We start from the raw sequence: 13251 nt of genomic DNA on the forward strand, positions 1-13251 counted from the left end.
GTTCTATCGCCTTAAAAGAAGGGGGTGAATTGCAGCACCGAAAGTGCTGCACTTTAGAGCTAGGGTTCAATCGATATCAGCACAGCGCCAATATCAAATCCTGCGGCCTGTGCCTGGGAATTGAGCTGCTTTTTATCTGCCCCCATCAGGATCTTGGCACCGGCCCATACCTGGCTGGAACGATTTCCCGTCCGGCAAAACGCGTGCACTTTGTCTCCTTCCTGCAAAACATCACGAAATGCCTCGCAGTGATTCCGCATCAAACGTCCGCGAGTAAAAGGAATAGCCACAAATTTAATGCCCACCGCCAATGCGGCCTGCTCCATTTCCACATAGGAAGGGTGAGTCTCACTCTCACCTTCCGGGCAATTGCATACTACAACTTGCACCCCACTCTGAGCCAATGGCACCATACTTTCACAGGCTATATGCTCAGAAACGCTCACCTGTTCATCTAATTGTTTAATATTCATTGTCACCTCAGTTCTATGCATTCAACTGAATAAATATATCGATCAATAATTTCGTCTAAAGCTGATTAAGCGGCACTTTCAAATAAACCGTACCATTCGATTCTGCCGGGGGCATTTGCCCCGCTCGAATATTCACCTGCACAGACGGTACTATCAGCCGCGGCACAGATAAAGTGGCATCGCGCTTGCGGCGCACCGCGACAAAATCTTCCTCGGCAACCCCATCGCGCAAATGAATATTCTCCCTGCGTTGCTCTCCCACGCTGGTCTCACACTGATAGCCCCGCTTACCTTTAGGCGGGTAGTCGTGACACATAAACATGCGGGTTTGGTCGGGAAGGGACAAGATTTTACGCACTGAGCGATACAGCTCTGACGCATCGCCGCCAGGGAAGTCACATCGCGCACTGCCAACATCCGGCATAAATAAGGTATCGCCAACAAAAAGCGCATCGCCGATTAGCCAGGCCATATCTGCAGGGGTGTGACCGGGACTGTAAATCACTTTCGCTATCAGCTTACCGACCTGGAAGGTTTCACCATCCTTAAAGAGATGATCAAACTGACTACCATCTGCCAGGAATTCCCGCTCAAGGTTAAATACATCGCGGAAGATTTTCTGCACCTGGCAAATGTGTTCACCGATCCCGATACGTCCACCCAATTGCTGGCGTAAAAACGGTGCCGCTGATAAGTGGTCAGCATGGGCATGAGTCTCCAGTATCCACTCCAGAGTCAGGTCTTTCTCTTGAATAAATGACACCAGCTCCTCAGCACCTCGGCTACTGGTGCGACCCGAGGCTGAATCAAAATTCAGCACAGAGTCCACAATAGCAGCAGAACCCCCTTCCCTGTCGTACACCACATAGCTCCAGGTTTCTGTATCCCGATCCAGGAACGGCTGTACTCGGGCACAGTGTTCTTCATGAGCCATCTTCTGCTCTCCCGTATTCACTACACCAACAATATACAATGTGATATTATATAAAACAATATATTGTAATTGTGTAAATTGATTTAGTTCCTATGCCTGATACTGAACATCTCGATCTCAACAAAATGCGCGATTCCGCTGGCCAGGCGGCAGCGATGCTGCGCTCCCTGGCCAATCAGGACCGCTTGCTACTTCTATGTCAGCTCAGCCAGGAAGAGTTAAATGTAGGCGAATTGGAAGAGCGCCTGGGTATTCATCAGCCAAGCCTGTCCCAACAACTGGGGGTCCTCCGTCGCGAAGGCCTGGTCGAAACACGCCGCGAAGGAAAAAACGTCTTCTACCGGGTTGCAGACCCGCGAGTACTCGCCCTGCTGCAAACCCTTTACCAGCTCTACTGTGCGGAGTAATCCCATGACCATCGATTGGACCGCTTTCACCCCGGGCACTGCACTCGCCGGGGGGCTACTGATTGGCCTCGCCAGTGCCGCTTTACTCGCCTTCAACGGTCGTATCGCAGGTATCTCCGGCATCATTGGCGGACTGCTTGACCAAATCCAGGGTTCCCTGTGGCGCCTGGCCTTTATCGGGGGGCTATTGATAAGCCCTCTTGCCTGGAAAATCTTTGCAGCAGTGCCCGACATTGATATCCAGGCAGGTTATCCCACCTTAATTGCAGCGGGATTACTGGTGGGCCTGGGCACGCGGATGGCTTCCGGTTGTACCAGTGGCCATGGTGTTTGCGGCTTGTCCCGACTCTCCACTCGCTCGCTAACCGCCACCCTGATATTTATGGCTGGGGGCTTCGCAACCGTGTTTCTAATGCGACACCTCCTGATCGGCCAGCTGGGGCAATGATGATGAAAACCAATATCAGTGCACTTTTGGCCGGGCTCACTTTCGGCCTGGGGTTATTGCTCTCCGGTATGGCCAACCCAGAGAAAGTTCTGGGCTTCCTCGATTTAGCCGGCGCCTGGGACCCCTCTCTGGGACTGGTGATGTTTGGCGCTATCGCCGTGGGCCTGCCACTATTCCATTTCATCAGACGGCGGGGACAGTCTATCTGGAAGCAATCGCTTCACCTGCCGGCAAGTAACCAGGTTGATCGCCGATTGGTATTGGGCAGCCTTCTATTTGGCGCCGGCTGGGGACTGGCGGGGTTTTGCCCCGGACCGGCGATTGTCGCTACCGGGGCGGGACAACTTAAAGCGGTAATTTTTGTACTCGCCATGCTCACGGGTATGGGGATATTCCAACTCTTCGGGATCAAGCGCACTGCCGCAGTGGAGTAACTTACGCCCAAGCACAACGGTGAGGCAGCCGCCGTCTATCTTGTTTGAGCAGTTCACACAATTGCGGCAGGAAGAGAGCGGAAACAAGTGTAAGGATGCGGCTACTCCACCTAATCCCTCCATGGCTTCGACGCTACCAGCCCAAGTGGCTGGTGGGAGATAGTGTTGCCGCCCTCCTGGCCAGCATGATGCTGATCCCACAGGCCCTCGCCTATGCCGCACTTGCCGGCTTGCCCCCATATCTAGGGCTCTACGCTGGGCTACTCCCATTAATAGGATACGCACTGTTTGGCTCCAGCTCGGTGCTGTCAGTAGGTCCAGTGGCCGTGCTCGCCCTAATGACCGCTTCAGCTCTCACCCCCATAGCCTCACCGGGAAGTCCCGAGTACATTTCCGGCGCCATATTATTAGCACTCTTGAGTGGAGCAATCCTGCTACTAATGGGGTTTCTTGGCCTCGGCAGCCTCGCCAACCTCTTGAGTCTTCCGGTTGTTGACGGTTTTGTCTCCGGCGCCGCGCTGCTGATTATTGCCGGGCAGATTGCCCCCTTGCTGGGAATATCAAGCAATGGCGATACGGTTCTCGAGATATTGATCAGCACCTTTAACCACCTGCCCGAAACCGATCGGGAAGCAGCTCTGCTGGGGCTCATTGCACTGGCCAGCTTAATTGCCGCCCGTCTAGGCTTGCCCTTCCTGCTCAGGAAAATCGGGGTCGGCCCAGCACGATCCAAATTGCTTTCGCGGTTGGCGCCCATGCTTATCGTGGTGATTGCCATTGTGCTCACCGCTATTTTTCACTGGGAGAAGGAATTACCCGTTGTGGGGGTTATTCCCGCTGGCCTACCGCACCTAAGTATCCCCTCTATTAACCCGGGGCTGATTTACAAACTGCTTTTGCCCGCCCTGATTATTGCCCTGCTCGGCTTTGTCGAAAGCTTATCTATTGCTCACTCTATCGCCCAGCGGCGCGGCGAGAAGCTCAACACTAATGCGGAGCTGCGGGGGCTGGGCGCCTCCAACCTTCTCAGCGCATTTTCAGGAGGGTTTGCGGTAACCGGCAGCTTTGCACGGACAGCCGTTAATGATGAGAGTGGAGCAAAAACCCCCCTCAGCGGCGTGATAGCCGCAGTGCTAATCGCCCTGCTACTTCTGTATGCCACCAAAGTCTTTACCGAACTGCCAATCTGCGTGCTAGCCGCCACCATCATTGTTGCAGCCGCAAACCTGATCAACTTCCAGGGTATGGCCCACCACTGGCGCTACGATCGCACCGATGGACTGGCTATGGCCGGCACATTTCTCGGGGTAGTGTTTTTTGGCGTGGAAACAGGGATTGCCTTGGGTGTCGGGCTCTCATTCGCCACATTGATCTGGCGAGCCAGCCGGCCACATATCGCTGTCGTGGGGCGCGTACCGGGTACTGAGCAATTCCGCAATGTACTTCGCCATACGGTGAAAACCGACTCTGAGATTTTGTTCCTGCGTATTGATGAGAACCTGTTTTTTAGCAACATCAATGCGATTGAGGAGCGACTTTTTGTAGAGATAAAGCGGCATCGCAATACCCACCATATGGTGCTGATCTTATCGTCTGTTAACCGGATCGACAGCACAGCGATAGAGCGTCTGTTACAAGTAAACCGGGACCTGCAATGCCGGGATATTCAGCTGCATCTGGCTGAAGTAAAAGGGGCTGTACTGGATCGCCTGGGCCACTCCAAACTACTACAGGAATTGAGCGGCCGCGTGTTCCTCTCTCCCTACATCGCAGAGCTTGCTCTTCGCCACCATCAAATCTCCGATAGCGACAAACCACCCAAATAAGTTAGCGCGACTTGTAAGACAACATCAAACACTGGCAAAATATCCAGTATTTGAGCAATGAGCGCGATGGGCGGAAACAACCTTACCTCTGAACAACAGGCAATTGCAGATCATGCCGGTGGTCACGCCAAGATCATTGCCGTTGCCGGCTCCGGCAAAACCACAGCTCTGCTGCACTACATAAAGAACCGCCTTGATGCAGGTATCGCCCCCGATCGACTGCTGGTATTAATGTACAACCGCAGTGCTCGGGAGGACTTCGACCGTCGCTTACGGCAGCTGGCTGAAGGCTCGACACCAGCGGTACATACCTTTCACAGTGTTGGATATCGTTTATACCAACGCATGATCGCCAATGATCATATCGCTGCTGCCAACCTATCCCCCCTGTCACAATCCACAATCCAATTACAAATCTGGAAGGCCATTGAAGAGTGCGCGCCCACTCACGAACTCGAAGAGATTAGAGCACGGAAGCAATCTGAGATTGAGGCCGCTGAATTTTTTATCGACTACACCAAAACGATTCTGTCGGGAGACCTCAGCGCATTTCAGGAACTGAAGCTCGGCGATGAATACATGTATTTTCTGCAAGTATTTCGCACTTTTGAAGCTTGGCGCCGCAGCCAAAATGCGGTTACCTACGCCGATCTGATTTATGACCCAGCCATGCTGCTCAGCATGGATGAGGAAATGGCCGAGGAGTACGGCAGCTATTACGAAGATATCCTGGTGGACGAATACCAGGATATCAATGAGATACAGCACTTTTTACTGCGAGTTCTCTACGGAAAATCTGGCAACGTCATCGCGATTGGCGACCCAGACCAAACCATTTACGAATGGCGAGGCTCCAAACCGGATTTCCTGCTCACATTTTTCGATGGGGATTTTCCCCCTTCGAATATTTATCACCTGAGCCGTACTTTCCGTTACGGCCACCAGCTATCCTTGGCCGCCAATCACTTTATTGAGAACAATCGCGATCGCGCCGATATATTCTGTGTTTCAGCCAATGAAGATCAGCAAACAGAAATCGAGTTGGTAAAAACCGATAAGGAGGGACGCTGGCTTGTAGAGCACCTGCGCCGATGTCAAAAGCAAGGTCAGTCATTCAGGGAGGTCGCCGTACTGGTGCGGCTGTGGTCTATCGCCGCTCCTATTGAACTGGCACTGCTGGCCAATAATATTCCCTACCGTTCAGCAAGCCGCAACACCGTCCTTTCGCGCCGGGAGCTCCGCCCCTTATTTTGGAGTTTAAATATTGCCTCCGGTCGATTCACCGAACTTCCACCCAAGCGTCGCCAGCAGGGACTTTACGAATGGCTGACCTCTCCCCATGTGCGTATTCCGCGCAAAGTCCTGGAGCCCATCTGCTCCTCTCTGGCAGTGCTGGACAAAGGCTGGGGCAAGAAGCTGATTGCCCTACTACCTGAAAACCTGAGCAAACCCCAGACCAAACGCTTGCGCCAACGGGCAGACCTGCTTACCCAGATCGAGAACTGGCGCGGTCACGCCGGAGAGCTACTGCGTCGCCATATCGGTGAACTGGAACTTCTCAGCGGAATCGCTGACGACGCCTTCACCCGCCAACAAGGGGAGGAGAGGCAGCAAACCATCCTCGCTTTCTGCAAGTACCTGGACACACTGAAGCAGCCGCCCACTGAAGCCCTGGCACATCTACAAGAGCTGCAACGCCAACACCGGGAGGGTGAACAAACTGAAGCGGATGCCATACAGATAACGACGATGCACCAGGCTAAAGGTTTGGAGTGGGAACAAGTGATTATCCCCACCCTCACCCAGCACAATATGCCCTATCAACCTCAACGGGACTTCAGCACACCCGCGTCACTGGAGAGCGAACGCCGCTTGATGTACGTGGCGATGACCCGAGCCAAGTCAAAACTCTTCTTGTTGGCCCCTGCAGAAGACTCCAAAAAGAATGATCCAGAGGCTTCGCAGCCTTCATTATTTATTAATGAAATGCAGCTTCCTTTAAGTAAATTGATGGCAGACTCCTTAAAGGAGCGTCCGGAAAAAATCGACACCGATGTACCGGTTTCACGCCAAGCGCTCCACTATTTAGAAGCTTGTGATTACAACCCCAATATCAGTGCACCCAGGGCACCAATGCGAAAACCCGAACCTGGAGAGGGACTGCGGCATCGAAAACTTGGCTATGGAAGGGTTTTGGGATGGGAGGACAAGCGTATCGAGGTTTTATTTAGCGACGGTAAGGCTCGGCGGTTTGATTGGGAGACTTTGTCACAATATCTGATGTAGCAATACCTAGGAACGTGCGTACCAAAAAAATTAATTCACTCCGCTGTTATCAGGTTACCTAATGCAAATATCTATCAAGAGCCTTCTTCATAATCATCTTTCCCAACTGCTTTCCATTACGACTAAAATTCCGCAGGAAATATTTCACAAGCAGCTGGCACCTGACATGTTCAGCTTAGCTGAAAATGCAAAAATTGCGGCCAATTTTTCTCTTCGCGGATACTGCCCGCTCGTTGACCAGAAAATTGTGACATTTGAAGAAGATGGGAATACAAAGGAAGGTATTCTGAGAACTATCCAAAAAACACTAAACTATTTAGATTCTTTACCCGAAGTAACCGATCTGGACAGTAGTAGAAGAATCAATGATAAAGCGGGTTTCACAACAGTGGATCTCCCACAGCCACAATATATCCATCAATATATAATTCCAAACTTCCTATTCCACATGAGCATGGTTTATGCAATTGCACGCCACTGTGGTGCAACCCTTAGCAAAGGCGATTTTGATGGGTTACATAAGTACCCTGACAATTTTACCTTTATAGATGGGTTTTAAAAATGACACAATTCCATATGTACTACAGTGGCAAGTTAGAAAAACTACAAAAAGCTCTTCAAAAAACCTGCCACAACTACAACTAAATTCAGACAAAAAAGGCGTGCAGACCGATACTTTGACAAATCAAAAGAAGACAGATTGGCAATCAAATCAGACAAAGCACCCCTTCAACGCACAATCACGCCTCAAAACCATCCTACTCTAATTAAACAACTTGACTGAATTCTTCAGACAAAAGCAATATAGGTGTTATCTATTTTGACGCTTGAGCATTTCGTTACTTTTACACCTCAGGAGACCAACATGAAAATTTCAAAAATATTTCTATTGATCCCTCTATTAGCCAACTACAATTCAGCATTTGCAAAAGAAACCCCTTTCTACGCTGGAATTGGATACGGGACTCAGGATTTTGATGGGCAACAAGAACTTACAGATTATTATGTAAATAATAATTTTAAAGATACCACCAGCTCCTTTGATATTTACGCTGGCTACCAACTAAATCAATTCTTCTCTGTAGAGGCAGGATACAGCCATTTTGGTAAAGCATCCGACACCTATATTCATCATAGTGCAGTAATAGCTCAACTTGACTATAACATCATTAATGACAAGGAAAGCTTGGATATTGACAGCGTACAAATAAATTCTGTCTTCGAATACCCAATGCTAGATAATGTCACTGTCAGCGCCTACCTTGGCCTTTCTTACACTAAAATAGATAGTACTTATACCGCCTACATGAGCATCGCGGATATTGATGGAAATTATGAAAACAATAAACCTTTCAAGTCCAACGAAAATGATTTTGACCTAACTTACGGTATCGGCGTCAGATACGACTTTACCAACCGGTTCAGCGGCAAGCTGCAATGAAAAAACATCGACAATAATTTCGTAAATTTCATCGGCATACATTTATTTCTAGTAACCCGCTTCAAGAATATCTATAAAAGGAATATCCAAAGGCAAAAACTGCCTTTATTTAAGCCTCATCAAACTGGCCTTTTATCCTAAGCTCCTAAATTTCCGACTTCCATTTTATTGCCAATACCCTACACTTCCATAGCTAGCTCGCTGAGCAGTTTATAGAGGCTTAATGAGCCAAGCCTAAAATAGATTGAGTTGATCAGGCAACAAATCCTAACTTTACTTGAAAGCGAATATAGCGCAACGGTAACTAGCGATTTACAACCTATCAAAGAGATAAAACCGCTCATTTAATGGAATAAATGGGGCCAAAATGAAATACACTAGACTAGCCATATTACTATTAACCCTTGCAAACACTTCTATCGCGGCAGAGAAGTCAATCTACGCCGGAATAGGATATGGATACTTTGACTTTAAGGGCCAGAACAAACTTTCAGAACCCTATATAAGCTCTCAGCGCTTTGGCGATCACGCCAACAACATCAATATTCACGCCGGGTACCAATTCAATCAGTTTTTTTCCGTTGAACTCGGGTATGATCACTTCAGTAAAACCTATGATGAATTTGTTGCATTAGTTAGTTTCTATGACAGAGAAATTGATGAATATCGCGATGCCTATATCACCGATGATGAAACGGTTACAGCAGGAAGTTATCATCTGCATGTTATTGCCCAATATCCAATCCTTAACAAGACGACAGTAAATGCTCTTATTGGCCTCTCCCATACCAAAATCGACAGCGAGTTCATACCAAGATCCAGCTGGATACCAGATAGCCCATTAAGCCCAACCTACTCCCAAAGCAAAAATGAAACGGACTTAGTCTACGGCATTGGAATAAAGTACGCTTTCACTGATAACTTTGCATGCAGGCTCCAATGGAAAACAATTGATAATGATACCCTGAGGATAAGCGGATTTGACTTGTCATTGGAGACGCGCTTTTAGGCGCTGAGATCGAAACCTGATAAGCCGGATGAGATTGACTGCCCCCTACTTTGTCATTGATCGGTACATTTCCTTTCAAGAGCCTCCAAGAGCCACGCAAGCGGGCCTTGCCCTCACTCTGTAAAACCACTTATCTACTCTTGATGGTGGGGTCTTATCATCCTCTTGGCCCGCTAGCCCTGGCAGCGAATTTACAACTAGTCAAAACTCACTCAAAGTGCCTAACATTTACCCAAGACAATGTTTTTTAAGGGTTTTTTTATTCTTTAGGTTGACTTGCACCAGGTGCATCTATAATATCCGCACCCGTAACGCGCTCGTAGCTCAGCTGGATAGAGTACCTGGCTACGAACCAGGCGGTCGGAGGTTCGAATCCTCCCGAGCGCGCCATACAAACAAAGGGCTTATGCTTAACGGCATAAGCCCTTTTTGTTATAGCGCGGTAAAACCCGCATGTATATATCACCGCCAGCATTACCTTTATGCCTGAGTCGGCCCCACCGCCATCAACTCCCCCAGAACTCCACCATTAGGCATCCGTCACCGTGTCGTAATACAAGGACTCCTAGGAAGTAATCCTCACCTTGAACCCATTGCTGAGAGCTAGTGATGGAATTGGCGGCTCACTGCCAGAAACATAAATTGCCGGTGATGCAGATAAGTTAATACAAGCAGGGGCTGAGCCAGTTTCCCTTTCCCAAGAAGAAAGCCAGCGATTGGGTAAGTACTAGATTTTAACTGATCTCCACCGGTAACAATTAAGTGGACGAACCCCAGTCGACAAACAGCCAACGAAAAGCCATTATCAGGTGTAATAGAATTACGCATCAGGACTCTCTACTGAAAAGCAATAATCATACCCCTCGCGTACAGGCTATTTTAGATGTTAGATAAATTGAGGAGTAAGTTTCTCGACGATATAACCCACCTCCTCCCATCAACTCATAAATGCAAATAATGCTCTTAGCATCACCAACGACCTATAAGCAATACGCCTTGTAACATCGACTCAAAAATTCACAACTTAGCTAACGTTACTATGCTAATAGAAACGTTAGATCAAAACAGTCATCATAATTCAGACTGACTGTAAGCAACCCTCTTTTACACTTACTGGCGCGATCGTAATTATCCCAAAAGGAATGACGCAGACATAAATTATATCGCTTATAGTTAATGAGCACAGAACATGACACGTTTCCTATCTTTTCTGACATGGAAAAAAATACTTGCCGGCTATTTTTCAGTAATATTCATCTTTGCAGCCATATATAGTGAATGCGACTCCTGTATAAATGAAAATCTCGATTTCACAAAAAGCATCTACTTCAGCATTGTAACAATAACAACTTTGGGCTATGGAGAGATTCACCCTATCAATGAGCTCGGCTATCTACTAACCTCCATTGAAACACTGACGGGAATTGCAACATTTGGGTTACTTTTGAATGAATTTACAAAATACCAATCAGACCGACAAGAAAAATTAAGACAAGAAAAAAGAGTCGAACAATTAAAAAATGCATACCATTATTTTCGAGTGCATATGGCCGATTTTTGTGCCGCGGCTATCAGCACTATAACTCACAAAGAACAAGCCCCAGCATCCTATGACATGATGGGTTTTAGAGAATATTTGGAGAACAACAATAATAGAAATGCAAATATCCTTAAGAAAGCCCTCCCTCATGACTACAAGTTCAGAGCAATGGTCATGACGGAATACAAAATATATGCCCGACAAATAGAACTGGCTTGCTCAACGATAAATCTCCACGATACAAGGCTATTGGACTTCTTCTATACCCATATAAGCCAGTCTGTCCGACTTGAAGCTGTGAGTGAAGCATCAGAGACATTATCAGAAACTCTATTCAATCTAATCAATGACATTATGGCAGGAGTCGATGCAAATGGAGGCAGGCGTGACCGTGACATATATTTGGGTTATATCAATTCACTAGAGTCGCACGTTAGCCAAGGCTAACAGCCCACCAAAAGGCGATTCTAATACTTCTTTGCTCGCCCAAATAGATAGCACCGATAATTTCATGAATATGACTCAGGATGGCACTAACAATGTCGGAGTATCTATACAGGTTGAAAGCTCACTGGGTACCGTTCAAATTTTACAAATCGGGGATCAAAATGAGAGTGGAATATCTCACAGCTTAAGCATTTCTGATTTTGCCAGCTCTACACAATTTGGCACTGGAAATATATTCAGCCTTGGTCAGAGTGCAGGCGGTAATAATTTTGCTATTGGAGATCAAGTTGGTGAGCTAAATACCGTGTCAGCCAATCAATCCAACAGTTCCTTTAGCCAATTAAATATAAGCCAGCAAGGCATGCAAAATTCACAAACACTGTTTCAGGCAGGCTCACAAATTAGCTCATGGACCACCCAAAGCGGCATGGAGAACTCTGTAATGTCGAATCAGAGCGGAATGAACCACACTTTAACATCCCTTCAAAACGGGACTCTGAACAGCCTCACCGCTAGCCAAGGTGGAACCTCACAACTTGCCAATGTGACCCAGCTGGGAACAAGCAATAGCGGAACGATCAGTCAGTAGTCGCCGTAGAGCCTCAAAAGCCTCTTATAACCTCTAGAAAGCCCTACACACGACTTTCTGCCCACGCCTCCTGAGCTGAATCCCTCTGCGAGAAAGCAGGAACAGACAAACAAGTTTTTCGGTCACCAAACACCAAAAAAGTACTTCATGTGAAAAAAGTTCTTGACTCTACCTACGCCAATCTATATTGTGCGCCTCCTCGACGCGCTCGTAGCTCAGCTGGATAGAGTACCTGGCTACGAACCAGGCGGTCGGAGGTTCGAATCCTCCCGAGCGCGCCATTTTCAAGGGGCTTACGTTTTTTGACGTAAGCCCCTTTTTTATTGCGACAACCTCAACACCAAAGCACAGCTAGGCTTTGGATTATGGAAACAAAGAGAAGTTTTCAGGGGTTAGCGCCATGGATATCACGACTCTAAATGCACTTAAGCGGCTAGGTTTGTTAGCTGCAGTCTTTACCCTATCTACGGCTGCACTGGCCATTGAATGCGGCGACACTATATCTGAGCCCACCACTCTATCTCAGGACCTGAATTGCGAGTTGAGTATCGCCAATCCTGTAGCACTCACCATTGTAGGCCCATCAGGGAGCCTGAATATGGCGGGGTTTGAGCTTAGCTGCGTATCGTTGGACCCAACCCAAACAGATTTCTACGCAATAGACCTCCAGGGCACCGCAGCATATCTCAGCAACGGCCAACTAACCAATTGCACCAATGGTGTCATCACCTCCAGCTCAGGCTTCCACTCCATCTCCAATATGGAAATAAATAGCGCTGTAAGAAATGCAATTTTGCTATTCGGCAACGGCAATACCATCACCAACGTCGATATTACAGGTCCTGCTACTTCAACCATCTCTGATGGTATTGAGGTTTTTGGCGATTACAACACCATTAGTCGCAGTACAGTACTAGGAGGCGGAGACGAAGGCATTGAAATCCTGGGAGACTATAACAATATCTCCTTTACTACCGTTTCCGGGTTTAGCGAGGACGGCTTCGAGATCGATGGCAACTTTACATTTGTATCTAACAGCATCATTGAGAATAACGGTGAAGCTGGAATCCTGATAAACGGTAATTTCAACAACATAGCAAGTAACAATGTGGCGGATAATGGGCAGGTGGGCATTAATCTAAGTGGCGGCTCAAGCAATTCGATTGCAAGCAACACGGTATCCAATAATGGGCTCTCGGTACTACCAAGCAATGGCGGTATTATCGTTACCGACTCGAACAGCTTAAACAACCGGATTACCGGGAATACCCTAAACGGCAATCAGCAATTTGACCTCGCAGATCCCTTTGACCCCGACTGCAATGAAAGAAATCTTTGGAGTGGAAACCAGTTCACTACTTCAGACCCCACATGCTTGGACTAACCGCCCAAACTAGAGAAATGGCTTGCGCTGCAA

14 protein-coding genes and 2 tRNA genes are annotated in these 13251 nt (G+C 47.9%); 13 read left to right on the forward strand and 3 right to left on the reverse strand.

What is annotated here, in order from left to right; translation table 11 throughout:
* Window positions 1–59: 59 nt before the first annotated feature.
* Entirely contained in the window at window positions 60–473 is a 414-nt protein-coding gene (locus tag ACJJI5_RS16025; protein WP_445354622.1) for a protein tyrosine phosphatase family protein, read from the reverse strand.
* Window positions 474–528: 55 nt separating this feature from the next.
* Window positions 529–1407 (reverse strand): MBL fold metallo-hydrolase, encoded by an 879-nt coding sequence (locus ACJJI5_RS16030; RefSeq protein WP_445354623.1) that lies wholly within the window; start codon window positions 1405–1407, stop codon window positions 529–531.
* Window positions 1408–1499: 92 nt separating this feature from the next.
* On the opposite strand from ACJJI5_RS16030, the gene ACJJI5_RS16035 reads away from it, so the two are divergent.
* The 9 genes from ACJJI5_RS16035 to ACJJI5_RS16075 all read left to right on the forward strand — a co-directional run bounded on the left by ACJJI5_RS16035 (window position 1500) and on the right by ACJJI5_RS16075 (window position 9648).
* Window positions 1500–1814, forward strand: a complete 315-nt coding sequence (locus tag ACJJI5_RS16035) for an ArsR/SmtB family transcription factor (RefSeq protein ID WP_282932131.1) — start codon at window positions 1500–1502, stop codon at window positions 1812–1814.
* A gap of 4 nt (window positions 1815–1818) precedes the next feature.
* Window positions 1819–2262, forward strand: coding sequence for a YeeE/YedE family protein (locus ACJJI5_RS16040; RefSeq protein WP_445354624.1), 444 nt, complete (start codon window positions 1819–1821; stop codon window positions 2260–2262).
* Window positions 2262–2696 carry a DUF6691 family protein gene (locus tag ACJJI5_RS16045; RefSeq protein WP_445354625.1) on the forward strand — a complete coding sequence of 145 codons (435 nt, stop codon included), beginning with the start codon at window positions 2262–2264 and terminating at the stop codon, window positions 2694–2696. Before ACJJI5_RS16040 ends, ACJJI5_RS16045 begins: the two co-directional genes overlap by 1 nt.
* Window positions 2697–2791: 95 nt before the next feature.
* Complete coding sequence (locus ACJJI5_RS16050; protein WP_444914231.1) at window positions 2792–4522, forward strand: SulP family inorganic anion transporter; 1731 nt, start codon at window positions 2792–2794, stop codon at window positions 4520–4522.
* Between the two features lie 66 nt (window positions 4523–4588).
* Entirely contained in the window at window positions 4589–6808 is a 2220-nt protein-coding gene (locus ACJJI5_RS16055; protein WP_445354626.1) for an ATP-dependent helicase, read from the forward strand.
* 61 nt (window positions 6809–6869) lie between these two features.
* Complete coding sequence (locus ACJJI5_RS16060; protein ID WP_445354627.1) at window positions 6870–7367, forward strand: DUF1993 family protein; 498 nt, start codon at window positions 6870–6872, stop codon at window positions 7365–7367.
* Window positions 7368–7673: 306 nt separating this feature from the next.
* Window positions 7674–8249: an outer membrane beta-barrel protein gene (locus tag ACJJI5_RS16065; protein ID WP_445354628.1), complete on the forward strand. Its 576-nt coding sequence runs from the start codon at window positions 7674–7676 to the stop codon at window positions 8247–8249.
* Between the two features lie 367 nt (window positions 8250–8616).
* Window positions 8617–9258 carry an outer membrane beta-barrel protein gene (locus ACJJI5_RS16070; protein ID WP_445354629.1) on the forward strand — a complete coding sequence of 214 codons (642 nt, stop codon included), beginning with the start codon at window positions 8617–8619 and terminating at the stop codon, window positions 9256–9258.
* A 313-nt stretch (window positions 9259–9571) separates the two neighbouring features.
* Window positions 9572–9648 (forward strand) — tRNA-Arg (locus tag ACJJI5_RS16075).
* 213 nt (window positions 9649–9861) lie between these two features.
* On the opposite strand, the gene ACJJI5_RS16080 is transcribed toward ACJJI5_RS16075, so the two are convergent.
* The gene (locus tag ACJJI5_RS16080) at window positions 9862–10086 is read right to left on the reverse strand and encodes a hypothetical protein (protein WP_445354630.1); all 225 of its coding nucleotides are present in this window, start codon (window positions 10084–10086) and stop codon (window positions 9862–9864) included.
* 361 nt (window positions 10087–10447) lie between these two features.
* On the opposite strand from ACJJI5_RS16080, the gene ACJJI5_RS16085 reads away from it, so the two are divergent.
* The 4 genes from ACJJI5_RS16085 to ACJJI5_RS16100 all read left to right on the forward strand — a co-directional run bounded on the left by ACJJI5_RS16085 (window position 10448) and on the right by ACJJI5_RS16100 (window position 13218).
* Complete coding sequence (locus ACJJI5_RS16085; protein WP_445354631.1) at window positions 10448–11245, forward strand: potassium channel family protein; 798 nt, start codon at window positions 10448–10450, stop codon at window positions 11243–11245.
* Window positions 11246–11309: 64 nt separating this feature from the next.
* The gene (locus tag ACJJI5_RS16090) at window positions 11310–11834 is read left to right on the forward strand and encodes a hypothetical protein (RefSeq protein WP_445354632.1); all 525 of its coding nucleotides are present in this window, start codon (window positions 11310–11312) and stop codon (window positions 11832–11834) included.
* 204 nt (window positions 11835–12038) lie between these two features.
* Window positions 12039–12115: transfer RNA gene (locus ACJJI5_RS16095), tRNA-Arg, on the forward strand.
* Window positions 12116–12234: 119 nt separating this feature from the next.
* Complete coding sequence (locus tag ACJJI5_RS16100) at window positions 12235–13218, forward strand: right-handed parallel beta-helix repeat-containing protein (protein ID WP_445354633.1); 984 nt, start codon at window positions 12235–12237, stop codon at window positions 13216–13218.
* The last annotated feature ends 33 nt before the right edge of the window (window positions 13219–13251 follow it).

The sequence above is a fragment of the Microbulbifer maximicatervae (SeqCode) genome, from assembly GCF_052467955.1.